The organism is Paraburkholderia fungorum (assembly GCF_003610895.1).
GTDB classification, from domain to species: Bacteria; Pseudomonadota; Gammaproteobacteria; order Burkholderiales; family Burkholderiaceae; genus Paraburkholderia; species Paraburkholderia fungorum_B.
This window is the reverse complement of the sequence record NZ_MCAS01000004.1, coordinates 78,828-104,830: the sequence shown is the minus strand read 5'-3', so window position 1 is coordinate 104,830 and position 26,003 is coordinate 78,828. Positions and strand designations below refer to the sequence as shown.

Here is a 26,003-nt window from a genome sequence, read left to right as displayed (position 1 = left end):
GACATTTTGAGGAGTCATATAGGACTGGTCCTATATGCACTCATTCGCGCCACTTTTACTCCCTCTGGGACACGCAGCGGCGCGGCTGCAACGCTCAGTCGTACAACACCCGCACCGTCACCACAGCGTTGAACGGACCAATCTTCGGTGTGCCGAGCGGCTGGAGTGTCGCTGTCATCGGCACTTCGATATGGGCTTGAGTCGCTGTGAAAGTCGCCAGAGGAAACGGCTCACCAACCGGTATCTGCTGTCCGTTGCGGTCCTGAATGCCAATGCCGAACTGGCTGTCCTGCTCCGGCAGAATCAGATTGTTCTGCACCGGGTTCGATGTCTCGAAGTACCCCCCTATCTGCACCGACTCATTGCATGTCTTGTCCAGCGCCAGCGAAAATGGCCTCGTCGGTTTGACCGGCGAGAATCCCGTTGGAACTCTCTGCACCTGGCCGAAGTCGATGACGCCCGGCTCGGGATTGACGGTGACGTCGACAGTACACGGCGTCGGCTTCAGATTTTCCAGCCCGCTCAGGATGTACTGAAAGCTCGTATTGCAGCAGTTGATCCCGAACTTGCCGTCGAACTGGAACACCGTGTAGGTATCCTGAGGTATTCCAACCCATGCTCCGCGCTTCCTCACCACGACCTGATACGTGATGCTCACCGGGATTTTCGGGCACAGCCCGGCGTTGAAATTGTCCTGTGAGCAGGCAGGAACCACGTTGCCTGTCGGCACACCCTGCCCCGGCGCGCTGCCCGCACCGAAGTAGTCGACGCCCTGGTAGCGGATGCCGATCTCGAGTCCCCACACGGCCGGATCGATGTTTGCCGGATTCGCGTAGAACGAGACGGGATCGTCAAACGGCAGACTGCCCGGGCCGCTGAGATCCTTGTAGCAGTAGCCGGTGGTGGTGCGGGTCGGCGAGATCCAGATGATATAGCCGTCGGGCACATTGACCGGGTAGCTCTGCACCGACCCGATCGGTTCGATGAACTTGTCAGCGCCCGCGCTCGTCACACAGCGCATGGCCCACGCCGAATGCGCCTGCAAACAGAGGATGAAGAGCAGCACGAGCCTGACCATACGTCCACTGAATCTCGCGGATGAGCTCGGTCTCGTCATGGTTTCACGCTCGCGCAGGCACCCGCATTGCAGGTGTACTGAACTTCCGTCTGACCGCCATAGTCGTTCATATGCGCCACGTACAGCGTGGCTGGCGCGGTTTCATTGAACGGCACTTCGCTCTGGCTCATCGGACGTACCATCACGGCTTCGAGCGGCACGGGCGTCTTTTTCTCGCCGCTTTTCAGTTCGACCACGGTGACGTGATACGGCGTCGGGTTATCGAACACCAGCTTGCGTGAGGCCGTGTCGATCCGCATGGTCATCGCCAGCGTGGGGTCCTCGCCGCGCGCGGGCTGCACGCCCTTGGGCCGATAGAACAGCTTGAGCTTCGAATGCAGGGCGATCTGCAAGGCGTTGACTGCGTCCGTCTTCGGCGGAATCTCACGGATATTCAGGTAGAACACCGACTCGCGATCGGCCGGCAAGACGCTGCCGGGCAGCATCACGATGCGCAGAATGTTGCGGTCGTTCGGTTCGACGCGTTGCAGCGGCGGCAGCACCATGAATGGCGAAGAGACCTTGTTGCCGTCCTTATCCTCGATCCACGACTGCACGAGGTAGGGATACTTCGGTCTCTTGTTGGCGATGGTGATGCTCGCCGACTGCACACCTTCGTCGTAGATGACCCGTGTGCGGTCTGGAACGATCGCGCCATGCGCAAACAGCGGGCCCATCAGCAGGAAAGCGGTGCAGAGCCGCAGCGAGGTGGAACGCAGGAAACCGGTTTTCATCATGAGAAGTCGTCCTTGGTCAGGAGCCGCCGGCGATCGGCGCCTCCGGGTTGCATGTGATGGGCGTCGCCGCCCCTTCGAGCTGCAGGTCGTCCGGCAGCGTGCCGAGCCGGCACAGGAGCGTGTCGCCCACGTGCACGGCCAGTTCGCTGTTCTTCTGCACCTGCGTGAGATAGGTGATGCCACGTTCGCCGACAATGCCGACTTCCTTGCCGGTCTTCGCGTCCTGCACGGAGGCGCCGAACGGCGCCACGCGGCCGTCGCTCCGGGTGAGTGCGACGAGCAGATTGCGGCCGCGCGCGGCCTCGAAATGCACGTAGCCAATCGAGCCATCGGTCAGCACGAGGCGTTGCACCGGATTCGTCACCTGGGTGTCCAGCGCGAGCTTGTTGACGTTCACGCGAGCATCGAATGCGTCGAACGGCGATACCGAGCCAATCACCGCATAGCCCGCCGAATTCGTGCGCGCCTGACTGCCCGACAAGGCGACATTCGGTACGCCATCGGTGGATACCAACAGGCGCGTGTCGCCGTTTGCACCGTTCGCATGCGGCGTGATGCCGTGACGCGTCGCCACGACCGAGCCGTCAACTTCGAGTGAAGCCGCGGCGAACGTATTCACTACCGTGGCCGCCTGCAAGCTGACCTGATACGACGATGTCCGCAGGCGGGCATTCGCGTTGGCGGACGGCCTGCCGTCCGAGGTGCCGCCATACACCGAATAGCTGAGTCCGTCGCCGTTGTCGCCCATGAAGCCCGCGTTGACGTTCACACCGCCGGTACTGCTCGACGTGACGTTCGCTGCGGCGGTCTGCCGGTTGCCGAGCGGGATCGTCGCAGAGACGAAGACCTGATTGCCGCTGCCCGTCACGCTTTGGTTACGGAAAGCGGAGAAGTTCAGGCTGACGTTCTTCAGCGTGCCGACCGACACCGTACGCGCGAGCGTGAGGCCGAAGCGGTCGTCCGCCTCACGGTCCCAATAGCTCGAATGGTCGTATGAGAGATACGTGGACACGCCCCAGATACGCTTCGCGAGCGTCATCGAATAACGTTGCTTGCCGCCCGCGAGACCATAGGCGGTGGGATCGCCGCTGAATTGCGAAAACGTCGTATAGGTGCGGTCGGAAAAGCGGTAGCCGAAGAAACGCAGGTCGGTATCGAGCGTATCGAAGTGCTTCGAGTAGTTGAAGCGGTACGACTGGCCGCTCTGAGTCTTGCCGTTCCACCAGAGCGACGCGCGCGAAGTCGTCACGTCGACCGACACTGCGCCGAATTCGCCGAGGTCTTTGCCGAGCCCGCCGGCAAGCGACATATAACCGGAGGCCGCTATCGTGCCGCCGTATGCCGTCACATCCAGCGGCAGGCCATAGGCCGCCTCGGCAAAACCGAACAGCGGCGTAATACCCGCGCCGCCGAACAGACGCGGCTGGCCGACGGCCGCTTTATAGCGGATCTCGCCCTGGCGCGCGAGGAACGGCACCGCCGCGCTCGTGACCGTAAACTTCTGCTCGCTGCCGTCTTCTTCCTGCACGGTAACGTCGAGTGTGCCCTGCACGTTCGCACTGATGTCCTGCAACGCAAAGGCGCCCGGCGAAACTTTGGTGGCGTAGAGCACGCGTCCTTGCTGCGAGACAGTGACCGTCGCCGAGGTGCGCGCCACACCGGTGATCAAGGGCGCGTAACCGCGCATCGACGGCGGCAGCATGCGGTCGTCGCTCTGCATCGTGACGCCGGTGAGCGCGAAGGTGTCGAAGATATCCGAGTTCAGATAGTTGTCGCCGAGCGCTACCGTCGAGCGAATCGACGGTAGCGCTCGAAACGCGTACAGCCGGTTGAACTGGAAATTGCGATCGGCGCCGCCATATGCGCCGTTACCGCCGGAGCTCGTCTGTGCCTGGTAGTCGCCACGAAAGCGCCATGCACCCCAGTTCGCGCCGACCGTGCCGTAGGCTTGCAGCGAATTGGTCTGCGCGCCGGCATAGCCGGTGCCCAGTTGACGGTTCGTGTTGGCGATCACGCGGTAGTCGAGCATGGCGCCGTCGATGCCGTCGCTCCAGCGTTCGCGCGGAATGTAATTCGGATCGTCGTATTCGAAGGCAACCTGGGGAATGCTGATCTTCAGTCGTGCGGTACTCTTCACATAGGTGATCTTCGCGCCTTCGATCGATTCAATGTTGACGCAGGTTCTATCGCGGGTACGCGGCAGCGTTTCGAAAAGCTTCGGCTTCAAGCCGAATTGCGAGACGAGCGCTTCCGGCAGGCAAGCGTAGCTGGTATCGGGTTCGTCACCGGCAACGAAATCGATCGATAGCCGGCCGAAATATTGATCGTTGACCGACACGTCGAGCAGATACGTCCCTGGCATCGTGTAGTCGGCATGAGAAAACTGGGCGAGATTGAGACCGCTTTCGTCGTCAATGCTCAGGAACGACGAATTGAATTCGGTCGCCTGCGCGTGGCCGCAAACTGCCAGCGCGGACATCCACAACAGTGACTTCCTGATACGCACAACTCGTGTCTTCCGGTGGAACGTCGATGAATTTGGAAAAGCAAAGGGGGCGCTGCGCGCCCCCTTTGTCAGACCTGCGAGGCTTACTGATAGCGAACCGTGAAGTTCGCAACCGAGTCCGCTTCACCCGGCGTCACCGTCGCTGCGGTCGATTCGTACATCGCGCCGAAACGCACCGTGTTGTTGCCGTTCGACAGCACGACCGGCGCCTTCTGCTCCGTGCCGTTGTCGAGGTACTCACCCGCTGCCGTCTGCAGACGGATACCGACGTTGCCCGCGCCACCCGTCGTCGCGAACAGGCCCGGAACGATCGTGTCGGCCGTGCCGGTGAAGGTGAAGTACGCGTTGGCGGACGTGGTGGTATCGCAGTCGGTCAGCACGATGTCGAAGTTCTGTGCCGGCGAGCGGTCGCCGACCTTGGCGAAGTCGTGCGCCGGCACCTGGCCGAGCGAGACAGTCTGGTCGAGCGAGTTGCTGTCGATACCACAAGCGCCCGCGACGATTTCGCCCGTGAACGTGATGACACCAGGGTTACCCGCGCCGACTTGCGGAGCTGCGGCAAAAACAGAGGACGACAGTGCTGCGAGGACAGCGGAGCCGATGATGGCCTTCTTCATGGAATTTCCGTATTGACGTTGATTGCTGATAAAGCGTCCGGGCATACAAAGCGATGCCCGTCGCGCCGCCGCGTGAATTCCAGATGACGCTTCCTGATTTTCAGGTGGCGGATCAGCACGCAAACGGCAAGCACATTGTCGTCAAACGGTCCTTCCCAAACTATTTGACCAGTCCGAAATTTCGCGACCGTGTCTCTCGCATCAGAGCAATCGCAGGTGCATGGCACATCCAATTCACGTTGGGGCCGCATGCATCTGCCCCAAAAAAAACGGCCTGCCGATAGCGGCAGGCCGAGCACAAGCGCACTAGCTGATGAGTGCGCCGCTTTTAGTATCCGTCACATTCTGCTTCGCTCAAGCAGTCGCTACACTGGGCTCGCACGCGTTCAGACCGGCTTCAGACCGACTCGCCGCCTATGCTGGCCGATCAGGCGAACGTTTTATGAATCCGACGCGTGTGTGCGGGCGAATCGCTCTGCGCATACGTAATTTCGAAGGCACCCGTGACAAAACAGAAAAGATCCGCTGCGAATCATGCGCTGCTGATATTCGCTGAGCTAAACGAATTTAATCAGCAACGTTTCATCTCGTCGATGAACGAGTTCCTGCTCGCATCGCCGAAACATCGCCGGAAAATGATCGAGCAGTGGGAACGTGACGATGCACCTCCGGGCACGGGCGATCCACGCGCCGCCGACCACTGCTGATACGGATGTATCGCCGCTCAACGTCCGCTCAACGTCCGATCAATGCCGCCACAGCCGCCTCGAACTGTACGTACGCGTCGCCCAACCCCGCGATTCCGTCCTGTTTAACTTGTAGCTCGATCTCCCCGCACTGCAGCGCGAGCGGCTTCTGGCCGAACACGCCCAGCGCGCCTTTCAGCGAATGCAGTTCGGCGAGCACACCCGCGACATCTCCGTTCATCTGTGCGGCACGGATCGTTGCGAGCGACGCCGTGCACGATTCCGTGAAAGTCTCCCGCAGATGCGCTGGAATCGGCTTGCCGCCGAGCATCGACTGCCGGTCGTCGACGGGTTGCGCGACACTTGCCTGTGCCGTGCCGGCGACAACGAGTAAGACATCGGCCAGTTGCCCTAACGACAAAGGCTTGGTCAGCACCTGCTGCATACCGGCCGCCTCACAGCGGGCACGCTCCTCGACGGTGACATGCGCCGTGACGGCCATGATCGGCAGCGACGGCCAGCGTGCGTGGACGGCGTCCGCCAGTTCATAACCGCTCATCTCCGGCATGCTGAGATCGGTGAGCAGGACATCCCACTGGCCCTCGGACAGCGCTGTGAGTGCAGCCGCCCCACGATCCACGACGCGCGCCTCGCAACCCAGCATCGCTAACTGTTCAGCGAAGAGCTGCTGGTTGACTGCATTGTCTTCAGCCACCAGCACGCGCAGGCGGCGCGGCATGGCCAGCGGCGCGTCGTCCGCGCGCGCGGCCGGTTGCGGTCGCGCAGCCTGTGCCTCGCCACGCAGAGCCAGACGCAGCGCCGCTTCGAGACCCTTTAGCGAGTAACACGAGACGCTCACGACGCGCCCCGTGCGCACCGGTTGGACAGGCCCGTCGCGATGACACTCGACTACCCAGGCCGCACCTTCCACGAGGCGGTTTTCCTCGACGGGATGCCACGTATCGTGTTCGCCGCAAATAATCAGCGCCCGGGCCGCATCCAGCGCCGCTTCGCCGACGAGTGCCGGATGCCGGTACGTCTCGACGCGCAGCCCCCATGCCGCGAGATGCGGCTCCGCGAACTCCCGCCATTCGTCGGCGGACGACAGGAAGATCACCGGCTCGCCCGCAAACACGGTGGCTTGAGATTCGACCGGCTGGCGGCCACCGAGCGGCAGCCGCACCGTAAAGCGGCTGCCCATGTCCGGTTCGCTCGCGACCTCGATGGTGCCACCCATCGCGTCGAGCAGACGGCGGCACAGTGCGAGGCCGAGCCCCGTACCGCCGAAACGCCGGTTGATCGACGTATCGGCCTGCGAGAACGCCTGGAAGAGCCCGTGCTGCTGTTCGGACGACATCCCGATGCCGGTGTCTTCGATTGCCACGACAAGGCCCGCCGCACCGTCTTGCCGCGCCTCTATGGACACCCTCAAGGTCACCTTGCCCACCCGCGTGAACTTGATCGCGTTGCTGAGCAGGTTGTGCAGGATCTGCCCGAGGCGCACCGGGTCGCCCCGCATCGGCTGTGCGCTCGCCGTGTTGAACACGCCATAGAGCTGCACACCCTTCGCGAGGGCGACCGGCGCGAAGATCGTCAGCGCACGCCCGATCACCTCCACCACGTCGAATTCGATCTGCTCGAGCAGCATCTCCCCCGCTTCGATCTTCGAAAAATCGAGGACGTCGCTGATGATTGCCAGCAACCCGTCCGATGACGTGCGGATCGTCGTCAACCGGTCCTTTTGCGCTGCGTTGAGCGGCGAATGAGCGAGCAGTTCGAGATTGCCGAGAATGGCGTTGAGCGGCGTGCGAATCTCGTGGCTCATTGCCGCGAGGAAAGCGGACTTGGCGAGATTCGCCGAATCAGCCGCGCGCTTCGCGTCGCGCAACTGCTGCTCGAGCAGCTTTTTTGCCGTGATGTCCGTGAACGCGGTTACGAGCACGTCCTCGCCCTGGTAACGTGCGGGGGCGAGACTGACCGCCAGGTCCACCTGAGCGCCTTCACGCGTCGGCAGCGCGATATCGTCGTAGACGACGTCACGTTCCGTGCGCGACGCAGCGCCTTGCGCGTGGCGTGCATGACGGCGCACGAGTTCAGCCGACAGCGTCGGCGCGTCCACAACGACCCGCGATGCCATCGCCACCATGACCGGGCTGCGCAAGAGCGGCACACCCGTACCGGTCGAGATTAGTCCGAGCCCGACGGGTGCCGTCTCGATCAGCGTGCGGCTCAGATGTTCGCTCTCGAATACGCGCCGCGAGCGTTCGAACATCGGAACGAAGATGCGCCGGTTGAACATGAAAAGCAGCACCCACAGAACGACGAGAATCGCGGTGGTGGTGCTGGCGGTCGTGCCGATCTGGGTTGCGACACCAGACGCAATGTTGCGCCACGAAAACGCATAGACCAGCGTCCACCCCGTATCGCCCAGCGGGCCGCGCATCGTAAAGATGCCGTCGCTGTATGACTCGAGGGGGGCGCCGCCCTTCTTCTGCGAGACGCCCGACTTGAGCACACTATCGATCAACGCCTGCTCCGGCTCATGCTGCGCCGCAGTCGCAATCAGCTGGCCGTCGGCCGACACGACCAGAAACGTGCCATCGAAGCGGTCCACCGAAAGCGGCGCAGTCAGCGCCTGCGGTGCATACTCGGTGACCAGCACGGCAAACGGCTTGCCGTGATCGAACGCAGGTCCGGCAAGCCGCACCGAGACGGCGCCGGTGAGCGGATTGATCGACGGCGGCATCCAGCGCACCGGACGCAGCTGGCTGAGCGAGTCGTCGGCCGGACTGTTCATCAGATCGCCGAGATCGTTGATCAACGCATCCATCAGCTTGCGGCGGTCTGCCAGCACCGCGGCCATACGCGCGTCGCGCGGCGAAGGCGCGGGAATCAGCGCGGCCAGATCGCGCTTCACGTTGTAGTAGTAACCGCTGAGCTGCTGTCCGCGCTGCAGCGAGTTCGCCGTGCTGCTGCGCGCGAGTTGCGTGGCCAGCCCGAGAAAGCGATCGATCTCCGTATAGGACGGGGGATTACCTGGTGCGCCGAACACGAGTTGTGAGCGCAGCGTGGGAAACGGCTGGAGCACCATTTCGTCGCCGCCGGCGTGAAAGCGCTCGACGAGCGCGGAATCGACCGACGGCGGCTCGCTCCAGATCAGTTCAGCGTTGATCAGGCCGTTGCGGAACGACCCCTCGCTCGCCTGGATCTCGTTCATCACGAGACTCCTGTCGACGAGAAAAGCCTGCCGCTCATTGACAATGTGCGCACGCACGGTCGACACGGTATCGAGAGCGGTTGCGAGCAGAACGACCGCCGTGATGACCACGCCGCCACCGAACATCAGCAGGCGCTGGTAGCGCCGCAGCCGGCCAAGCACACCACGCTGGAGGGTTTGGGGCATAGGTGCACGAAACTCCGTTTACAGTGGATGAAGTGCGCGGCGGCATGGCGATGCACGCGGCTGCGTTTGACCGGATTATCCATCGACTTGCGGCCCGAACGGGAGCCGACCGACAGGCAAGCAGACCGGACAAGCGCCAGATTGCGTAATATATGACTAGTCTGATGTGAATGACGCATCACTACAGACGGGTCCGACATCGCAGCGCAACAAGATCGGCTAAATTCTGCCCATGTACCCGACTGCTGACGGCAAACCGTCGCCCAACGCCACCTGGCCACGTCACCCATGAAAATCAATCTTGTGCTGGCAGACGATCATCCCGCGCTGATAGCCGGCATCAAACATGAACTATCCGGCATACATACGCTCAACGTAGCGGGTACCGCGCGCAACTCGACCGAGATCGTCGAGCTTCTATCGCACGTGTCGTGCGACATTCTCATCACCGACTACGCCATGCCAGGCGGTGAATTCGGCGACGGCATGGCGTTGCTGTCATTTCTGCGGCGCCGCTACCCTGACCTCAAGATCATCGTCTTCACCACGATCAGCAACCCGGCAATGGTGCAGGAGATGTTGAAACTCGGCATCCGCTCGGTGCTCAACAAGATCGACGACGTGGGCCATCTGATTTCGGCCATCCATACCGTGTATGCGGGCTCCGCCTATTTTTCACCGAGCACCCAGACGCCGGAGGCCTCCGCCGCGCACGGCCGGATGAGCGAAACAGGCGCGCGGCAATTGACCAAGCGCGAGGCGGAAGTGGTGCGCCTTTATGTGTCGGGCCTGTCGATCAACGAAATCGCGAGCCAGTTGCATCGCACCAAACAGACGATCAGTTCACAGAAGATGAACGCCATGCGCAAGCTCGGCATTGAACGCGATGCCGATCTGTTTCGCTTCGCCTACGAAACGGGGCTGGTCGTGACAACCGAACCACAGCAAGACGCGTGAATGCATGCGGCATACGCGTAAGCCATGCGGCCGGATCGACTTTCAGAAAGAGCCCGGCTAACGCATTCGCTCCACCCTGCCCTTACCTTGACGGCTTCCAACCTGTGGAGGCCATGCACAAAGCTTGCGACGCACGTTGCAACGGCAAGGGGCGGTTGACGTGACGGCAATCCACATTTCGCTCCATGCTGAAACATTCGCTCCGGGGTACTTCCATAATTCGCCCATGCGGTGCGCCACGGGCCGCGTAGATCTCCACCCCGTCACTGCGAAAACGAATTGTCCAAAATACATGCAACGAGTACGAGCGGACCCAACACCATTCTTGACCTGATCCTGCTTCTGACACTTTCGACACTGTGGGGAGCGTCTTACACATTTATCAAGATTGGCGTTGCTACCATACCCCCGCTCACGCTGATCGCAGCGAGAACGCTCATTGCCGGATCGGCCCTTCTGCTCTGGATGACCGCTCGGCGCATTTCCATGCCTCGCGACGCAGCAGTGTGGCGGCGTTTTTTCGTACAGGCTTTGCTGAACAGCGTTGTTCCTTTCACGCTCATCGCGTGGGCCGAGCGTTCGGTGGACGCCGGTTTGGCGACAATCCTGAATTCGGCCTCACCTGTCATGGCGTTTCTCGGAACGTGGCTTATCACTCGCCATGAACACATAACACCTCGCAAACTGTTCGGCGTCGTCGCCGGGCTCGCCGGTATATGTCTGGTTGTTGGTGTCAGCGCGTTCGAAGGACTTGGGCGGCAGCTCATTCCACAGTTGGCGATCGTCACAGCGACGGTTTGCTATGCAGCGGCGGCGATTTACGGACGGTCCTTCAAAGGACTCTCGCCCGCCGCTCCTGCCGCGGGTTCGCTCATTGTCGGCGCGATCCTGCTGGTTCCTGTCAGTCTGGTGGTTGACCGCCCCTGGACACTCCATCCTTCGTTGCAATCACTCATGGCGCTTACGGCGCTCGCGATCTTTTCGACCGCGCTCGCGTTCGTTATTTACTTTCGACTTGTGCAAACGCTGGGTTCGGTTGGTACAACGGCGCAAGCCTATCTGCGGGTTCCTATCGGCGTCGCGATAAGCATCGTGTTTCTCGGGGAATCGCTGTCTGCGTCAGCGTGGTTGGGGCTGGGGTGTGTAGTCGCTGGAGTCGCCGCAATGACGATTCCGTCACGGAAAGTCCAGAAAAGCTTCTGATCAGCGTACCCATTGGGCCAGCTCTCCAATATGCTCCTTGACGCAGCGCTCGCCCCGGGCGGACCATTCTTCGCCCGACATCGTGCCGCTCAATACGCCAACAAAACTCACGCCCGCGGCCCGCGCCGCGTCGGCATCGACAGGATGGTCGCCGACATATATTGCCGAGGCGGCCGGCACGCGCAGATGCGTCAATGCCAGCACAAGCGCGTCAGGGTGTGGTTTGTGGCGAGTCACGTCCTCTCCCCCAACGATCACATCCACCAGCGGGCGCAACCGGGCGGCGTCCAGGATCGCCTCGATACGGTAGCGGAACTTGCTCGACACGATCGCCACATGGATGCCCTGAGCCCGCAACCGCTCGAATAGGTCAGGAACTTGCCGATAGATCCGGGTGGATGACACCATGACTTCATCGGCTCGCTCGACAAACAGACGTGCGAATTCGTCAGCACGTTCCGTCTCTGCGATCCCGGTCAGTATTTGAAACATACCTTGCAAGGGTAAGCCGATAACGGCGTGAATCCGCTCGCTCTCGACCTGCGGGACGCCCATCGTTCGCAATGCATACCGTGTACATTCCACGATTCCATTAGACGAGTCCGCCAGCGTGAGATCAAAGTCAAACATGATGGCTTTGACGTGTCCATCTGCCATTAAAAGGCTCCCGTTCCAGGTTCAGATAGCGAAGGGTTTGTGCAGCATGACTGACAAAAGTCCGTTCACGCGAAGACATGCGTTTGCGTTGCTATTGCAGGCCTCGGAACATAAAGATCGAGGCTACTCATCGGAGAGAATCTCGTCGGTAACGTTATCGATCACCACGGGACTCTCAAAGTACGTGACCGAAGGGTCTGCACCGTACGTCTGCCGCGCGATTGTCTTCCAGTTCTCTGTGTACATCGCCTCAGCTTCGGCGCGCGAACGCCAGAGATAGACTCCGCCTGCAGTGCTCCCGTCTTGCGACAGGACATAACACTTGCGAAGAAGTCCGGCTACGCCTCGATATCTCGGGGCTTTGCTCAGGAAAAGGCTTCGCGCCTCTTCGCGTGTGATCGGCTTTGGCAACTTGAACGACGTGATCACGGTAATCATCGGAACGCTCCCTCGGTTGTGAAAACTGTTAGAGATCTTGCCGCCCGGCGGGCGAATAATTGCAGCCTTCAGGTCGCTGCGCGGACAGGAAAGCGCATCGCGTAAGATTCGAGCGGCAATTGCAGAGCATTGGTGAGATAGCTCACTGTTCGATAGAAACCCGCCAGCATCAGCATCTCAAGGACCGCCTCCTCGGCGAAGTGCGCGCGCAGCGCCTGCCATGAAGCTTCGTCGATATTGCAGTCGCGATGCAGCGCGTCACACATTTGCAGAACGGCTGAGTCTTCGGACGACCAGCATTCGTCTTGAGGAGTGCCATGTACCAGCGCCTCGATCTGCTCGGACGAGAGACCGGCACGTGCACCAAAGAAAGTCATGTGCACGCCCCACTCGTACTCGGATCCACACAGCGCGGTGGTTCGATCGATGATCAACTCGCGTTGCCGCAGCGTCAGGTGGCCACGGTCCAGCAAGCTGGCGGCGAAGAACTTGCCGAACAGGCGCTCGTCGCGAGCCATCGTCGTGAAGAGGCCAAGCGGCGGCACGCCCGGCGGCATGGTCTTCTCCAGGACAGCATGGATGGCGGGCGGAAGCGGCGGCTGAGCGGCGGCGATACGAGCGGGCATATCATCTCCTCGTGCTATATTTTCAATAGCAAATCCTAATCACACTGCTATAAAAAGTAAAGCATGAAGATACCGAAAATTGGCGCGCCGGTACGCGGATCGAAGACGGGCCGGCCCATTATGGTCGCGCTCGACCTGCTAGGGCGGCGGGCGGCACTACGCATCCTGTGGGAATTGCGGGGCGAGCCGCTGACGTTTCGTGCACTGCAGGAAGCGGCCGATACCAATCCCAGCCTGCTCAATACCCGCCTCAAGGAGTTGCGAGAGGCGGGGCTCATCGATCATGCCGGGCAGGGATACTGTCTGACCGAGGCAGGGGTGGCGTTACGGATCGCGTTGAAACCGCTAAACGATTGGGCGCAGGCCTGGTGCAAGTGATACCGGACTGGCCTCTTCTCGTGCAGGGTATGGGTCTGGCTGCATCAGGTTAGCCGGTTGATAGGCGCGTCGCATCGATGCGATTTTCTGGCACCCGATGCGGACGGCCGACGATCCCGCTATCGATACGGAATGACACCTGCTGGCCGAACTGGGGCCGATGGCAAGCGGCTTAGAGCGACCCGGAAGGGTCATTGAATCGCTCGCCCCTTCAATTGCAGCTTCCAAGGGTTAAATGATCATCCGCGCCTTTGCCGTAACCGATGGCTGGATAGGGGCTCTTACGTTCAAGGCCAAACATCTATTTTCCAGAGCCCGGTTAGCTCCGCATCAAATGTGAGTGATATGACACAATGCGACTGCAAAACAATCGCCTTCAACTTGATTTGAATGACATGAACCTGCCCAAGCTCACCGAAGAACAACTCGCTAAATTTCGCTGGATCCACGAACGTTTCGGTCATGACGTTCTCCTGCCATCCCCCGACGACCGCTTGAAGATGACGGATACGGAAGTCTGGATCCGGGTAGTGAGTCAGGTCGTTGTAGTTGGGAAGGCGGAGCCTGCTAAGAGGCTCAAAGATACGAACATCCGAGCGAGGTTGGACTACGGGTTTCTGTGTTCGATTTCGGAGGCCGAGGCGGAGAAGGAGATCGGGAACGTATTGCGTGAGATCAAGGCTCGATTCGTTCCCGATCTCAATCCGGAGTCGTCCCCGAAGGTCGCAGCCCTCATCAAGAACTTAGCCTTCCTCAAGACGTACAAAGGCGGGCCGCGTGGTTTTATTCGCGATGTCTCGGCATTGGAGACGTCGGAGCAACGCCTGAATTACGTCGCGGAAAACTTGTCCTATATAAAGAGCAAGGGAGCACGCGATTTTCTTACGACCGGTTTTGGCTTGTCGACAGATCGCATCGCCCTGGATAGCCGCGTAATGGGTGTGGTAAACCGAATCGTGCCGGAGTTACCCGCCAAGGTTTCGCCCGCCACATACGCAGCTATCGAGGAGTTTCTTGTTGATTGCGTGTGCAAACCACTCAAGATCACACCTGCGCATTTTGACCAGCTACTCTTCAAGTATCAGCCCCAGATACTCGCTGAACTTGACTCCATGGCGCCGGCTAGAGATCTGACTTCCATGAGCACTGAAGCGTTGCTACGCCAGCACTGCCAGATACTCGCGGAACTCAAGCGCCGGGAAGTCCCGCGGACGGAAAACAATCCGACTGCCGACTATGCCGAATGGCTCGCTGCCCAGAAGCCGTTCAATCCTGACTCTCGTGAGCGATCGTAAACGGACTTCGATGGAAGTATCTCCTCACAGCGGAAGCGGGCCTTCACCGCAGCGTGACACAACCGCTGCCTATGACGACGTTAGCCGGTTACGCATCATACACAATCGGCAATGGAGCGGCAGTTTTACGGATGGACCGGACGCCCGAGCGTCTCCGCAGGGAAGGTGCCGAACGACGGTTCCAAGCCGGACTCTGCCCAACGATGACCGATCCGTTCGAGCCAATGCACAGGTTCGGTGATTGGAAAAGCGAACACTCAACGTTAAGGCCAAGGCCGCAGCCCGTCAGGAACGTGGACCTTCAGCAAATGGTCAGGTGTCCGTCTGCCCTTGACGCCGTAGAACGACATGCGTGGCCTTCTCCGACGCTACGAATTCAACGCATTCATATCCCAGGGCCCGCAAGTCAACCCCTCCGAACAACGATTCCCCCCGGCCGAGCAGGACCGGCGCGATAGCAATGTGCAGTTCATCGATGAGGCCCTCACGAAGATACTGCCGGATTGTGCCCGGCCCGCCACCGATCCGCACGTCCATTCCGGCAGCGGCCTCGCGTGCACGGTCGAGCGCCTCGCGAATGCCTCCTGTTACGAAATGGAACGTCGTGTTGCCTTCCATCTCGATGGGGGGACGAGCATGATGAGTCAGGATGAACACTGGAACGTGATACGGTGGATTGTCTCCCCACCAGCCTTTCCAGTTTGTGTCCGGCCAGTCCCCACGAATGGGTCCGAACATGTTCCTCCCGAGAATCCAGGCCCCGACATTCTGAAAGCCACGAGTGGCGAAATCATCGTCAACTCCGGTCGTACCGCCCTCCTTGCCGAACAGGGTCCGCTGGAACATGCGTGTTGGAACAAGCCACTGGTGCAGTTCCGTCCCGCCAACGCCAAGCGGATTGTCGATGTCCTGATTCGGGCCTGCTCCGTATCCGTCGAGCGAGATGGTGAAGCCCGCAACGCGAACTCGTGTCATCGTTTGTCTCCGTTTAAACGTCTAACGTAATATGGACTGCAAATCTGCACGGTTTGACGGAACTACGCGAAATATTCTGGCAGCATTTTTTTCGCCTGGTCCTATGTCCTTAATTTTCTGAATTTGTAAGCTGGCATGCGGCAGCAAACATCTGCGCAAACACTGCGGGCACTCGGATTGTGTCAATGGCATTATCCAGCCGTTGCTGGACGATTTGACCATCAAGAATTTGGGGGCTAGGAGACAATCCCAAACGGCGTGCCGACCATCGCATCAGCAATCTCCTTACCCGAGCGCCGTCATTCGGCTGTTCACCCAGACTGCGTTGCCGGGACCATATACGACGCCTGCCAGTAGCGCGAGATCCGCCCTCGCTGTGCTCAAGATGCCAGTTCGAGCCCGTGGCGCTTCATCACGGACTTCATCATTTCCATATCCGGAGGACCACCCGCGCCCAACACACCGGCCACCTCGCGAAAATAGTCAGGCCCGATGTTGGCGGGTGAAAACACCACCAGCGCGCGAGCGGGAACATCGCCCGGATTGGAAAAGTGATGAACGCTGCCGCGCGGCGAAAAGCAATAGTCGCCTGCGTTCAGGACGCGTACGCAGTCGTCGACCCGGTAGGTCAGCGCCCCCTCCAGGACCTGGATTGTCTCGTCAACGTCGACGTGGCGATGAGGAGGCGGGACTTTGGCGAGCGGCTGGACGATCATTTCCGCCATCGCCATATGGCCCGAGGTGTCCCGGCCATCGACCAGGAACCGCATCGACAGTGAGCCAATCGTGATCAGTTCATTACGGGTCGAATTCATCGCGAGACTCCATCGAGTTGCGGTAAAATCACTTTACCATATGCGAACCACTCGTCAATCCACGTCGCCCCGGAGATTTTCTGGCGATCCGAACCCCGATGATCCGCTCATCGGGGCCCGGTTGCGCTATTGCCTCGCCCAGGTGGAACAGCGCCTCGGCGAGGCACTGGCTTCGGCTGGCTTTGCCGACATCCAGACCGCACACTTCAAAGTGTTGCGTTTCCCCCCTCCCGAGAACGAACGCCCCATCGACCTGGCACAGCGCGCCGGCATGTCCAAGCAGGCAATGAACTACCTGCTCCTTCAACTCGAAGAGCTCGGCTACGTGCAGCGGGAGGCGGTAGAGGGGTCGCCCGCGCGCCTGGTTTCCCTAACCGAGAGGGGCTGGAAAGTGGCCGAAATACAGCGCGCCACGGTGCACCAGATCGAACGCGAATGGAAGCGGCAGATCGGCGCGAAGCGCTTTCAGACGTTTTACGCGGTGCTCAAAGAACTGACGGATAGTTGAAACGGCTGGCGCTTCGTCCGCGAACGCTGGGGCACGGTTATGGAACCGAGGCACATCAAAAATCTCTCACTTCCCTGCATCGGAACGATCAGAAATTGCACCGCAGTGCAATCGGCGGATTTTGGCTATCGCAGGGCGCTTTTACGATGCTTACAGCACTACGCAATCAGAAGAAGCCGCGTCAGTGCCAGCGTGTCCCTCCATCCGTCGACGCAACCTAGCGAGCGCCCGAGCATGAAAAGCCTGAAATCCATCCCTCCTCTTCTGACGATGTTGTTCGCCGTGCAGCCGCTTCTTGCCGAGGCTGACGTCACGGTCAAGATCGGCCAGGTATCCCCATTAACTGGCGAGCTGTCTCACATAGGCAAGGACGACGAGAATGGCGTCCGGCTCGCAATCGAAGATCTCAACGCCAGGAAGCTGCGTATCGGCGGGCAGCCGGTCACGTTCGCGCTGGATTCGCAGGACGATGCCGCCGACCCGAAGACCGCTGTAACTGTCGCGCAAAAACTGGTCGACGATCGTGTTGCGGGTGTGGTCGGCCATGCCAACTCCGGCACATCGATCCCCGCATCGAAAATCTATTCGGATGCCGGCATACCGATGATCACCGAGTCCGCAACCAACCCCAAGCTCACGGCGCAAGGCTATAAAAACGTCTTCCGTATGGTTGCCAACGACGTGCGGCAAGGCACGGTGATCGGCACCTATCTTGTGAAGGAACTGAAGGCGACGAAGATCGCGATCGTTGACGATCGCACCGCATATGGACAGGGACTGGCCGACGAGGTCGAAAAGGCCGTGAAGGCTTCAGGTGGCACCGTTGTGGATCGTGAGTACGGCACTGACAAAACCGCCAACTGGATGGCAATCCTCACAACCATCAAGAGCCATGTTCCCGACGGGATCGTCTTCACAGGCGGGGATACGCAAGCCGCAGCATTTGTCCAGCAAGCCCAGAAGCTCGGACTGAAGGCAAAACTGATCGCTGGCGACGAAGCGTGCACGCCGCAATTCATCAAGCTCGCGGGAACCGCGATGAACAGCGGCACGTACTGCACGCTGGCGGGCGTACCGCCGTCGAGAATGCCGCAGGGAGATGCCTTCTTCAAGCGCTTCCAGCAGCGGTTTGGCGTGCCCGTGCAACTCTATGCGCCGTACGCGTACGACGCCGTGATGGCGATGGCCGGTGCGATGCAGGCTGCCGACTCGGTCGATCCAAAGGTCTATCTGCCCAAGCTCCAGAACCTGACGCTGGACGGTGTGACGGGGCCAATCAGGTTTGACGAAAACGGCGACATCCGCAACGGCGCGATTACCGTCCGGCAGTTCGGCCAGGGTGATTGGCAGGACAGGAGCGTCGTCAGATAGCCATTCCCGTCACGATGGAAAGCGGGGCATCGTCAGCCGCGTCGCGGCGGCGATGCCACAGATGCTTGCGTTCGGTGTGAACGGGTTCCCAGATCAGACGGTACCCTTCACTCGTCGATTTCCACATCCACAGGTACACCCAACCCCACCTTTACACGACTCATGCTGACGAGTGTCTTGAAGCGCTTGACGTTGTTATTGGAAAAGAACAGCTGCCGGGTGAGCTCGTTGTACTGCTCCATGTCGCGCGCCGTAAAGATAAGTACGAAATCCCATTCACCCGCGACGTAGTAGCACTGCTGGATCTGGGGGCACCGTTCAAAGGTCCGCTTCATGGCGTCGAGCAGATCGATCTGTTCGCTCTCGACCTCCACCATGGACACGATCGTAAGCGGACACCCCACCTTCTCCGGCGAGACGATAGCGGCATACCGATCGATCACGCCGTCTTCCGCCAGCCTTCGCAGACGGCGGTTCACGGCGGCAGTGGACAGATTGACCCGGACGCCAAGTTCATTTTGAGGAAGTTGAGCGTCCCGCTGGACCTCGGCTAATAGCTTGCGATCGAAAACGTCGAGGGTGGTAGCCATTACATGGAGTCCCGATACGAAAATGAGAAATCATTGCGCCGCACCCACAGATTTAGCGATTAAATTGACCACGTCAAGCAATATTATTTTGTCATCGACACGTCAACCGGACACCTATTTCACGGAGCCGCAGAGCAATGCTAATCACCAACACGCGCGCGTCGCATACTGAGTACCCCGACGCACTGAAAACGATTCTGAACGTGGAGTCCGCCGGGCAAAGCCGCATCTGGCTTTCGAACTGGAGCCTGCTCAGCCGGTGCGCCACGCCGTTATGGGATCTGCCCGATGCGGCTGCCCGACTCGGCATCAGGCGACTGAGCATCAAGGACGAATCCGCCCGCTCACCACTCGGCAGCTTCAAGGCGCTGGGCGCACCAATTGCGCTCGTACGGCTGATCCTGCGCCTGTGGCCTGAGCAGAGCATCGATCCAAAGGGTTTGATTCAGGGGTGCTACCGGGAAATGCTCACAAACCTGGTCGTGATCAGCGCGACCGACGGCAACCATGGCAAGGCATTGGCCGCCGCGGCACAAACGCTCGGGTGCAATTGCATGATCGTCCTGCATGCCAACGTGAGCGTCGAGCGCGAGCAGGCCATTGCTGCATATGGCGCGCAAATCATTCGCATCAGCGGCAATTACGACGAATCCGTGGCAGAAGCAGCGCGCCTCGCGAAAGAAAACGGTTGGCACGTGGTCTCAGACACATCGTATGAAGGCTATGAAGCCATTCCCCGCGACGTCATGCAGGGCTATGGCACGATCGCAGCCGAGATTGACGAGCAGTCCGAAAGTCATGCAGACGAATGCGCCTTCACGCACGTATTTCTGCAAGGCGGCGTCGGCGGTCTTGCTGCCGGGGTTGCCAGCTATCTCTGGGAAGTTCACGGCCGCAAACGTCCGCGATTCGTTGTCGTCGAGCCGCAGCAGGCGGATTGCCTGTATCAAAGTGCGCTCGAGGGTCGAGCGGCAAAGGCGACAGGCTCAGTCGATTCAATCATGGCGGGCCTTGCATGCGGCGAAGCTTCACCGCTTGCGTGGAAGTTCCTTGGCCTGTGCGTAGACGATTTCATGACGATCAGCGACGAAGACGCGATCGGCGCAATGCGCAGGCTCGCGGCGGGCAGCGCCGCGGACATTCCGTTGGCAGTCGGCGAATCCGGTGCGGCAGGCTACGCCGGTATCGAAGTCTTGATGCAGGATCCGCAGTTGGCGCGCACCGTCGGTTTGACGGGTGATTCGCGTGTTCTGGTGATCGGCACGGAGGGGGCGACGGCGCCGGCGGTCTATCACGAATGCGTAGGCGAAACGGCCGACTCCGTTCTTTCACGCCAGGCTCATTGGCTGGACGCCACAGTTCGATAAGACAAGCTGAATCGACATCGAAAAGGACATACGTTATGGAAAGCTCCTTGCAATCGCAGCTGAAGAGCTGGCGTCGGCACCTCCACCAGAACCCGGAAACCGGCTTTGAGGAAGTCGCTACTTCGGACTACGTCGCGACTGCCTTGAAAGCCCTCGGCCTCGACGTGCATCGGGGAATTGGCGGGACGGGGCTCGTCGCCAACCTCACGGTCGGCGACGGCCGAGGCGTCATTGGCCTGCGCGCCGACATGGACGCGCTGAATATCTCGGAGAACGTACCAGGTCGCCTGCATGCGTCGCGAACGCAAGGCAAGATGCACGCCTGCGGCCACGACGGACATATGTCCATGATTCTCGGTGCGGCGCGCCTGCTTGCGGAGAGAAAGGATTTCAACGGCACCGTGCGATTCATTTTTCAGCCGGCCGAAGAACATGGCCGCGGCGCGAAAGCGATGATGAAAGACGGGCTCTTCGAACGGTACCCTGTCGACGCGATCTTCGGCGCGCACAACATGCCCGGCATGCGCGCCGGGACATTCGCCACACGCGCCGGCGGCATCATGGCCAGCGAAGACAACTTTGTCATTCACATCAAGGCCCGTGGCACGCATGCAGCGCGGCCCCACATGGGCGTCGATCCCATCGTGATCGCCTCGCAAATCGTGCTGGCATTGCAGACAATCGTGTCTCGCAATCTCGATCCTGGCCTGCAGGCGGTCATCTCCTGCACGGAATTCATGACGGACGGTATCCGCAACGTCATTCCGTCGAACGTCACGATCAAAGGCGACACGCGCAGCTATTCAGAGGAAGTTCAGGCGATGCTCGCAACCCGCATGCGCGAAATCAGCGAAGGCATCTGCCATGCGCACGGAGCTGAATGCGCGTTCGACTACACGCACGAATTTGCGCCTACCGTGAACTCACCGGAATATCTGGATCTCGCCGTGAGGGCGGCCCGCAACATAGCCGGTGCGGACAACGTCGACGCCAGCGTACAACCCATGATGATTTCCGAGGATTTCGGCGCATTTCTTCAGGCAGTGCCAGGCAACTTCGTCTTCATCGGCAACGGAGACACCGGCAAGGAAGGCGGTACTCCGCTCCACAACGCTACCTACGACTTCAACGACGAGATACTGCTCACCGGTGCGCAATACTTTGCAGAGCTCGCGCGGCTCGCCCTGCCTCTTTCCTGAGTGCTATCCGCTGCGAGCCCCGGGCCTGGCCGCCTGATCGAAGGCCGGCCCGGCTCCAACGTGGTTGGCTTCGCAGAAGTATCGAGCAGAAACGAACCACGGCGGAAAATGGCAATTCCTACGCCAAGCGGAAATCCCACAGCACATCGAGCACGTGTTGGGTCGCACGTTCGACGTACCCCGCACGATGCGCAACGCCAAGGCGACGCCACAACGCAGGGCGCAACGCACGCATCGCAATGCGCTGATCGGGCAATGGCGTAGTGGCCTCATGAGGCAGCAGCGCTGCGCCGTAACCTGCCGCGACCAGACTCTTGATTGCGTCGTTGTAGTTGAGCTGAATGCGCGGTACCGGATGGTGACCGCCAGTCGCAAACCATTCCGCAGTCAGGCGCGAGAGACGCGTGGTGGTGTCATTGAGAATCAGAGGCTGAGCCGCGAGCCACTCGGGCGTAATGCGAGCCGGGCACCGCCAATGTGCCGGCACGAAAGCCATGACGGGATCGCGCCGCCAGGGCTTTATGACGAGTCCGGCCACCGGGGACTGAGGCAGCGCAACCAGCCCGACATCCAGCGTTCCATCGGCCAGCCGGGTTAGCGTTTCGTGCGAAGTGAGTACCGCAACCTGAATATCGATAGCGGGATGGTGTTGGCGCAGCACCTCGAGCGCTTGCGGCAACAGGTGCGCGATCGCGCCGGTCGATGCCCCGAGTCGCACGCGTCCGGCAAGCCCTTGCACCTGGCGGTGAACGTCGTCCAACGCCTGCTCCGCGTCAGCCAGCAGGCGACGCGCGCGCCCGATCAACATCTCGCCTATCGCCGACGGTCGAACATGTCCGCGCTTGCGTGACAGGAGCGGCGCCCCAATGCGGTCTTCCAGTTCGGCGATGTGCAGGCTGACCGTTGGCGGCGCCAGATGCAGCGCACGCGCCGCCTCGGCAAAGGAGCCACGGTCGGCAATCGCGACCAGGGTGCGCAAACGGTCCAGGCTGATCTCTCGCATGTCGACGTCCAGATTCAGAAAAGCTGAATGTTAGCGTTGTGAAATTCAACTTTCACTATTCTAGCGCTGCGCGGAAGATAGCGACTCACTCTACTTGTCATGCCCCAGTCACCGGAGTATTTCGCGCATGAGCTCTCCTGTTGTTTTCATCGACGGCGACCAAGGCACCACCGGGTTGCAAATCCATGAACGGCTTCGCGACCGAAGCGACCTGAAACTAATCACGCTTCCCGCTGCGGAACGCAAGGATCCGAAGCGTCGCGCCGAGGCCATCAACGCCTGCGACATTGCGATCCTCTGTCTACCCGACAACGCCGCGCGAGAGGCGGTGGCTGCCATCGTCAATCCTGCAGTCAGGGTAATCGACGCAAGCTCTGCCCACCGCACGCAGCCCGACTGGACATACGGTTTTCCGGAGATGACCCAGGGACAGGCGCAACGCGTCGCAAACGCACGCCGGGTCACCAATCCTGGTTGCTATCCGACCGGTGCGATTGGCCTGCTGCGTCCCCTGCTGCAAGCCGGGCTCTTACCGGACAGCTATCCGGTCAGCATTCACGCGGTGTCAGGCTATTCCGGACGCGGACGTGCCGGCGTGGAGGAGTATGAGCGGCCGGGCGCCGTCAACGCGTCTTCCTATCAGGTCTATGGCCTGGAACTCGCCCATAAGCACACGCCGGAGATCCAGCAACACGCCGGGCTCGCGCAACGGCCCATCTTCGTCCCTGCGTATGGTGCGTTCCGCCAGGGCATCGTGCTGACCGTGCCTCTCGCGTTGCGGCTACTGGCGCCCGGCGTGGATGGCGGCGCCTTACACGCATGCCTCGCGCGGCACTATGCCGAGGCGGCCCACGTGCAGGTCTTGCCGCTGGAGGACTCGTGCGTCCTGAAGCACCTGGACCCACAAGTGCTGAACGGTACGAACGACATGCGCCTGAGCGTCTTTCCCAACACGGAGCACGGGCACGTGCTGTTATCCGCGGTTTTCGACAATCTCGGCAAAGGCGCATCGGGCGCTGCGGTTCAGAACCTGAATCTGATGCTCACGCAGCAATAGTGGCGAGCCGCTTGAGCTAACCACGATCGGCCATACGCCGGGCGGCGGAGCAAGGGTTCTGTCCGCTCCAGCCAGAAGGAGCGATCATCCCGTATGGCACACGGCCCGGTTTTCGCCAATAATGGCCCCACATCCACTACTGGACGAGGGCAGCCATGCGCTACAGCCCCGACGCCATCCGCACCATTGCCCTGGTCGGGCATGCTGGATGCGGTAAGACATCGCTAGTCGAAGCGCTGCTGCACCGGGGCGGCGCGCTCCACGCGCCCGGCAGCGTGGAGCGCGGCACCACGGTTTGCGATTTCGACCCGCTCGAACGCAAGTATCACCACTCGCTGAGTTCCTCCCTCGCCCACCTGCACTACCTGGATACCCGTATTTATCTGCTGGATACGCCGGGGTATCCGGATTTTTCCGGGCTGTCGATCAGTGCCCTGCCTGCAGTGGAGACCGCCGCGATTGTCATCAATGCGCAGACCGGCATCGAAATGACCGCCCGGCGCATGATGGCGTGGGCGCAGGAACGCAAGCTCTGCAGAATGATCGTCGTGAATGGCATCGACGGCGAAAAGGTCGATCTCCCGGGGCTGCTCGCGCAAATTCAGGAGGCCTTCGGCAAGGAATGCCTGCCCATCAACCTGCCGGCACAGCGCGGTCACCAGGTGGTGGACTGTTTTTTCAACCCGGCCGGCGAATCCGATTTTCTTTCCGTTGCGGCTGCGCACAATGCGCTGGTCGATCAGGTGGTCGAGATCGACCCAGCCTTGATGGAGCTCTACCTGGAGCAAGGCGAGGCCATCAGCCCGGAGCAGTTGCACGAGCCCTTCGAACGGGCGCTGCGCGAAGGCCATCTGGTGCCGGTTTGCTTTACGTCGGCGGCCAACGGCGCCGGCATTGCGGAACTGCTCGACGTATTCGTCCGGCTGCTGCCCAATCCGATGGAAGGCAACCCGCCGCTCTTCTGCCGCGATGCCGGCAACGGCCAGCAAGTCGTGCGTGCCGAGCCGGACGCCGACAAGCATGTATTGGCGCATGTCTTCAAGATCGTCGTGGACCCTTATATCGGCAAAATGGCCGTGTTTCGTATCCATCAGGGCACGATCAGGCGAGACAGCCAACTCTATATCGGCGATGCGCGCCAGCCGTTCCGGGTCGCCCATCTCATGATGCTGCAGGGCAAGGAACACGTGGACGTCCCGCAGGCCGGTCCAGGCGATATCTGCGCTACGGCCAAGGTCGACGAGATCGGCTTCGATGCCGTGCTGCACGACGCCCCCGAGGACGGCAACATCCACCTGACCCCGCTCGATTTCCCCACGCCCATCTACGGGCTGGCAATTGAACCTGCGCGCCGCGGCAACGAGCAGCGTCTCTGGGAAGTCCTGCAAAAACTGAGTGCGGAAGATCCTTGCCTGATCATCGAGCACCCGGTCAGCACCAACGAGACCGTGGTCCGAGGTCTGGGCGAGTTGCATCTACGCCTCATGCTGGAACGCCTATCCGAGCAATACAAGCTCGAGGTCATCACGCGGCCGCCTAAGATCGCCTATCGGGAAACCATCGGTGCGAGAGCCGAGGGCCATTGTCGCCACAAGAAACAGACCGGTGGCGCCGGGCAATTCGGCGAAGTGATGTTGCGCGTGGAGCCCCTGCCGCGCGGCGCGGGTTTCGAGTTCGTCGACGCGGTCAAGGGCGGCGCCATCCCCGGCCAGTTCATGCCCGCGGTGGAAAAAGGCGTGTTGCAGGTGATCGACAGCGGACCGCTCGCCGGCTTCCCGATGCAGGATGTGCGCGTCACCGTGTTCGACGGCAAGAGCCATCCTGTCGATTCCAAGGAGGTGGCATTCGTCTCCGCCGGGCGCAAGGCCTTCATCGATGCAGTGCTGAAAGCCCGGCCCGTGCTGCTCGAACCCATCGTGGACATCGAGGTGATGACGCCTGAAGGCGCGATGGGCGACATCATCGGCGACCTGTCCGCCAAGCGCGGGCAGGTGCATGGCACCCGCACGGTCGCCGGCAATGCCGTGGTGGTTGCCGGGCAGGTGCCATTGTCCGAACTCAACGACTATCAGTCACGGCTCAACGCCATCGCCGGCGGCCACGGTCACTACAATATCCAGCTCAGCCACTACGATCCGGTGTCTCCCGCCCAGCAGGAACGGCTGGCGTCGCAGTACAAAAAACAGGGGGACGGCGCGGCGCCTTGAATGGCATGCCGGATACGGGTATGGCTAGCCTGCCGTCTGCAGATCAGCCTCTTCATCCAATGCAGCCAGCGAGTCATCTATGCCTAGCTGCTGGCGTGCTTTTTCCCAATAGTCCTGAGAACGGCCCTCGGGACTTCCTTCGTTCTCCCAAAGGTAGAACGCGAGCGTACGAATTTGCTCCTCGGTAACAGGTACATCCATTTTCAATCTCCAGAAAAGTACTTTCAGTGGCTTAAGAGCGATGTCGCCATCGTCAACTCGGCCGGCAGTTCGAAAGAAAGCCACAGCGCA

24 protein-coding genes are annotated in these 26,003 nt (G+C 60.7%); 11 read left to right on the top strand and 13 right to left on the bottom strand.

The window, feature by feature from the left end:
• Nucleotides 1-94: 94 nt before the first annotated feature.
• From BCY88_RS05600 to BCY88_RS05585, 4 genes are all read right to left on the bottom strand, one after another.
• On the bottom strand, nucleotides 95-1,078 hold the full coding sequence (locus BCY88_RS05600) for a fimbrial protein (RefSeq protein WP_404935679.1): 984 nt from the start codon (nucleotides 1,076-1,078) through the stop codon (nucleotides 95-97).
• Nucleotides 1,079-1,113: 35 nt separating this feature from the next.
• Entirely contained in the window at nucleotides 1,114-1,794 is a 681-nt protein-coding gene (locus BCY88_RS05595; protein WP_259461260.1) for a fimbrial biogenesis chaperone, read from the bottom strand.
• A gap of 76 nt (nucleotides 1,795-1,870) precedes the next feature.
• On the bottom strand, nucleotides 1,871-4,333 hold the full coding sequence (locus BCY88_RS05590) for a fimbria/pilus outer membrane usher protein (protein ID WP_183081291.1): 2,463 nt from the start codon (nucleotides 4,331-4,333) through the stop codon (nucleotides 1,871-1,873).
• A gap of 110 nt (nucleotides 4,334-4,443) precedes the next feature.
• Nucleotides 4,444-4,977 carry a fimbrial protein gene (locus BCY88_RS05585; RefSeq protein ID WP_120343310.1) on the bottom strand — a complete coding sequence of 178 codons (534 nt, stop codon included), beginning with the start codon at nucleotides 4,975-4,977 and terminating at the stop codon, nucleotides 4,444-4,446.
• A 503-nt stretch (nucleotides 4,978-5,480) separates the two neighbouring features.
• Between BCY88_RS05585 and BCY88_RS05580 the strand changes: the two genes are divergently transcribed.
• On the top strand, nucleotides 5,481-5,684 hold the full coding sequence (locus BCY88_RS05580) for a hypothetical protein (RefSeq protein WP_147408502.1): 204 nt from the start codon (nucleotides 5,481-5,483) through the stop codon (nucleotides 5,682-5,684).
• Between the two features lie 28 nt (nucleotides 5,685-5,712).
• Here BCY88_RS05580 and BCY88_RS05575 read toward each other — a convergent pair whose 3' ends face one another.
• A complete protein-coding gene (locus BCY88_RS05575) occupies nucleotides 5,713-9,066 on the bottom strand; it encodes a hybrid sensor histidine kinase/response regulator (protein WP_120343308.1) in 3,354 nt (1,117 codons plus the stop codon).
• A 288-nt stretch (nucleotides 9,067-9,354) separates the two neighbouring features.
• Here BCY88_RS05575 and BCY88_RS05570 point away from each other — a divergent pair, with 288 nt between their 5' ends.
• Complete coding sequence (locus tag BCY88_RS05570) at nucleotides 9,355-10,023, top strand: response regulator (protein ID WP_120343307.1); 669 nt, start codon at nucleotides 9,355-9,357, stop codon at nucleotides 10,021-10,023.
• Nucleotides 10,024-10,311: 288 nt separating this feature from the next.
• Nucleotides 10,312-11,226 carry a DMT family transporter gene (locus tag BCY88_RS05565; RefSeq protein WP_120343417.1) on the top strand — a complete coding sequence of 305 codons (915 nt, stop codon included), beginning with the start codon at nucleotides 10,312-10,314 and terminating at the stop codon, nucleotides 11,224-11,226.
• Here BCY88_RS05565 and BCY88_RS05560 read toward each other — a convergent pair whose 3' ends face one another.
• The 3 genes from BCY88_RS05560 to BCY88_RS05550 form a co-directional block, all read right to left on the bottom strand.
• A complete protein-coding gene (locus BCY88_RS05560) occupies nucleotides 11,227-11,883 on the bottom strand; it encodes an HAD family hydrolase (protein WP_120343306.1) in 657 nt (218 codons plus the stop codon).
• Nucleotides 11,884-12,006: 123 nt separating this feature from the next.
• On the bottom strand, nucleotides 12,007-12,321 hold the full coding sequence (locus BCY88_RS05555; protein WP_120343305.1) for a YdhR family protein: 315 nt from the start codon (nucleotides 12,319-12,321) through the stop codon (nucleotides 12,007-12,009).
• 68 nt (nucleotides 12,322-12,389) lie between these two features.
• Nucleotides 12,390-12,947: a carboxymuconolactone decarboxylase family protein gene (locus tag BCY88_RS05550; protein WP_120343304.1), complete on the bottom strand. Its 558-nt coding sequence runs from the start codon at nucleotides 12,945-12,947 to the stop codon at nucleotides 12,390-12,392.
• Nucleotides 12,948-13,010: 63 nt separating this feature from the next.
• On the opposite strand from BCY88_RS05550, the gene BCY88_RS05545 reads away from it, so the two are divergent.
• Complete coding sequence (locus BCY88_RS05545; RefSeq protein WP_120343303.1) at nucleotides 13,011-13,325, top strand: winged helix-turn-helix transcriptional regulator; 315 nt, start codon at nucleotides 13,011-13,013, stop codon at nucleotides 13,323-13,325.
• Nucleotides 13,326-13,678: 353 nt separating this feature from the next.
• On the top strand, nucleotides 13,679-14,620 hold the full coding sequence (locus BCY88_RS05540; protein WP_147408501.1) for a hypothetical protein: 942 nt from the start codon (nucleotides 13,679-13,681) through the stop codon (nucleotides 14,618-14,620).
• Nucleotides 14,621-14,932: 312 nt separating this feature from the next.
• Here BCY88_RS05540 and BCY88_RS05535 read toward each other — a convergent pair whose 3' ends face one another.
• The gene (locus BCY88_RS05535; protein ID WP_120343301.1) at nucleotides 14,933-15,595 is read right to left on the bottom strand and encodes a dihydrofolate reductase family protein; all 663 of its coding nucleotides are present in this window, start codon (nucleotides 15,593-15,595) and stop codon (nucleotides 14,933-14,935) included.
• Nucleotides 15,596-15,975: 380 nt separating this feature from the next.
• Nucleotides 15,976-16,410, bottom strand: coding sequence for a cupin domain-containing protein (locus BCY88_RS05530; RefSeq protein ID WP_120343300.1), 435 nt, complete (start codon nucleotides 16,408-16,410; stop codon nucleotides 15,976-15,978).
• Between the two features lie 40 nt (nucleotides 16,411-16,450).
• Between BCY88_RS05530 and BCY88_RS05525 the strand changes: the two genes are divergently transcribed.
• Together BCY88_RS05525 and BCY88_RS05520 are read left to right on the top strand one after the other, a co-directional pair.
• Entirely contained in the window at nucleotides 16,451-16,918 is a 468-nt protein-coding gene (locus BCY88_RS05525) for a MarR family winged helix-turn-helix transcriptional regulator (RefSeq protein WP_120343299.1), read from the top strand.
• Between the two features lie 234 nt (nucleotides 16,919-17,152).
• Nucleotides 17,153-18,289: a branched-chain amino acid ABC transporter substrate-binding protein gene (locus tag BCY88_RS05520; RefSeq protein WP_120343298.1), complete on the top strand. Its 1,137-nt coding sequence runs from the start codon at nucleotides 17,153-17,155 to the stop codon at nucleotides 18,287-18,289.
• Nucleotides 18,290-18,396: 107 nt separating this feature from the next.
• Here BCY88_RS05520 and BCY88_RS05515 read toward each other — a convergent pair whose 3' ends face one another.
• Nucleotides 18,397-18,879, bottom strand: a complete 483-nt coding sequence (locus tag BCY88_RS05515; RefSeq protein WP_120343297.1) for an Lrp/AsnC family transcriptional regulator — start codon at nucleotides 18,877-18,879, stop codon at nucleotides 18,397-18,399.
• 137 nt (nucleotides 18,880-19,016) lie between these two features.
• Between BCY88_RS05515 and BCY88_RS05510 the strand changes: the two genes are divergently transcribed.
• Together BCY88_RS05510 and BCY88_RS05505 are read left to right on the top strand one after the other, a co-directional pair.
• Nucleotides 19,017-20,246, top strand: coding sequence for a diaminopropionate ammonia-lyase (locus BCY88_RS05510; RefSeq protein WP_120343296.1), 1,230 nt, complete (start codon nucleotides 19,017-19,019; stop codon nucleotides 20,244-20,246).
• 35 nt (nucleotides 20,247-20,281) lie between these two features.
• On the top strand, nucleotides 20,282-21,445 hold the full coding sequence (locus BCY88_RS05505; protein WP_120343295.1) for a M20 aminoacylase family protein: 1,164 nt from the start codon (nucleotides 20,282-20,284) through the stop codon (nucleotides 21,443-21,445).
• 118 nt (nucleotides 21,446-21,563) lie between these two features.
• Here the strand turns inward: BCY88_RS05505 and BCY88_RS05500 are convergent, their stop codons facing one another.
• A complete protein-coding gene (locus BCY88_RS05500) occupies nucleotides 21,564-22,448 on the bottom strand; it encodes a LysR family transcriptional regulator (protein ID WP_120343294.1) in 885 nt (294 codons plus the stop codon).
• A 127-nt stretch (nucleotides 22,449-22,575) separates the two neighbouring features.
• Between BCY88_RS05500 and argC the strand changes: the two genes are divergently transcribed.
• Nucleotides 22,576-23,505 (top strand): N-acetyl-gamma-glutamyl-phosphate reductase, encoded by a 930-nt coding sequence (gene argC / locus BCY88_RS05495; RefSeq protein ID WP_120343293.1) that lies wholly within the window; start codon nucleotides 22,576-22,578, stop codon nucleotides 23,503-23,505.
• 155 nt (nucleotides 23,506-23,660) lie between these two features.
• Nucleotides 23,661-25,712: an elongation factor G gene (gene fusA, locus BCY88_RS05490; RefSeq protein ID WP_120343292.1), complete on the top strand. Its 2,052-nt coding sequence runs from the start codon at nucleotides 23,661-23,663 to the stop codon at nucleotides 25,710-25,712.
• A 24-nt stretch (nucleotides 25,713-25,736) separates the two neighbouring features.
• On the opposite strand, the gene BCY88_RS05485 is transcribed toward fusA, so the two are convergent.
• Nucleotides 25,737-25,913 carry a DUF2934 domain-containing protein gene (locus BCY88_RS05485; RefSeq protein ID WP_120343291.1) on the bottom strand — a complete coding sequence of 59 codons (177 nt, stop codon included), beginning with the start codon at nucleotides 25,911-25,913 and terminating at the stop codon, nucleotides 25,737-25,739.
• Nucleotides 25,914-26,003: the final 90 nt, after the last annotated feature.

Excerpts from the sequence above, each read along its gene's own strand:
- BCY88_RS05505 (WP_120343295.1), top strand. The coding sequence starts at position 20,282 with ATGGAAAGCTCCTTGCAATCGCAGCTGAAGAGCTGGCGTCGGCACCTC.
- argC (WP_120343293.1), top strand. The coding sequence starts at position 22,576 with ATGAGCTCTCCTGTTGTTTTCATCGACGGCGACCAAGGCACCACCGGG.
- BCY88_RS05560 (WP_120343306.1), bottom strand. The coding sequence starts at position 11,883 with ATGGCAGATGGACACGTCAAAGCCATCATGTTTGACTTTGATCTCACG.
- BCY88_RS05590 (WP_183081291.1), bottom strand. The coding sequence starts at position 4,333 with ATGTCCGCGCTGGCAGTTTGCGGCCACGCGCAGGCGACCGAATTCAAT.
- BCY88_RS05525 (WP_120343299.1), top strand. The coding sequence starts at position 16,451 with ATGCGAACCACTCGTCAATCCACGTCGCCCCGGAGATTTTCTGGCGAT.
- BCY88_RS05530 (WP_120343300.1), bottom strand. The coding sequence starts at position 16,410 with ATGAATTCGACCCGTAATGAACTGATCACGATTGGCTCACTGTCGATG.
- BCY88_RS05595 (WP_259461260.1), bottom strand. The coding sequence starts at position 1,794 with ATGGGCCCGCTGTTTGCGCATGGCGCGATCGTTCCAGACCGCACACGG.
- BCY88_RS05550 (WP_120343304.1), bottom strand. The coding sequence starts at position 12,947 with ATGCCCGCTCGTATCGCCGCCGCTCAGCCGCCGCTTCCGCCCGCCATC.
- BCY88_RS05545 (WP_120343303.1), top strand. The coding sequence starts at position 13,011 with ATGAAGATACCGAAAATTGGCGCGCCGGTACGCGGATCGAAGACGGGC.
- BCY88_RS05510 (WP_120343296.1), top strand. The coding sequence starts at position 19,017 with ATGCTAATCACCAACACGCGCGCGTCGCATACTGAGTACCCCGACGCA.
- BCY88_RS05485 (WP_120343291.1), bottom strand. The coding sequence starts at position 25,913 with ATGGATGTACCTGTTACCGAGGAGCAAATTCGTACGCTCGCGTTCTAC.
- BCY88_RS05555 (WP_120343305.1), bottom strand. The coding sequence starts at position 12,321 with ATGATTACCGTGATCACGTCGTTCAAGTTGCCAAAGCCGATCACACGC.
- fusA (WP_120343292.1), top strand. The coding sequence starts at position 23,661 with ATGCGCTACAGCCCCGACGCCATCCGCACCATTGCCCTGGTCGGGCAT.
- BCY88_RS05535 (WP_120343301.1), bottom strand. The coding sequence starts at position 15,595 with ATGACACGAGTTCGCGTTGCGGGCTTCACCATCTCGCTCGACGGATAC.
- BCY88_RS05520 (WP_120343298.1), top strand. The coding sequence starts at position 17,153 with ATGAAAAGCCTGAAATCCATCCCTCCTCTTCTGACGATGTTGTTCGCC.
- BCY88_RS05500 (WP_120343294.1), bottom strand. The coding sequence starts at position 22,448 with ATGCGAGAGATCAGCCTGGACCGTTTGCGCACCCTGGTCGCGATTGCC.
- BCY88_RS05575 (WP_120343308.1), bottom strand. The coding sequence starts at position 9,066 with ATGCCCCAAACCCTCCAGCGTGGTGTGCTTGGCCGGCTGCGGCGCTAC.
- BCY88_RS05585 (WP_120343310.1), bottom strand. The coding sequence starts at position 4,977 with ATGAAGAAGGCCATCATCGGCTCCGCTGTCCTCGCAGCACTGTCGTCC.
- BCY88_RS05600 (WP_404935679.1), bottom strand. The coding sequence starts at position 1,078 with ATGGTCAGGCTCGTGCTGCTCTTCATCCTCTGTTTGCAGGCGCATTCG.
- BCY88_RS05540 (WP_147408501.1), top strand. The coding sequence starts at position 13,679 with ATGCGACTGCAAAACAATCGCCTTCAACTTGATTTGAATGACATGAAC.
- BCY88_RS05570 (WP_120343307.1), top strand. The coding sequence starts at position 9,355 with ATGAAAATCAATCTTGTGCTGGCAGACGATCATCCCGCGCTGATAGCC.
- BCY88_RS05515 (WP_120343297.1), bottom strand. The coding sequence starts at position 18,879 with ATGGCTACCACCCTCGACGTTTTCGATCGCAAGCTATTAGCCGAGGTC.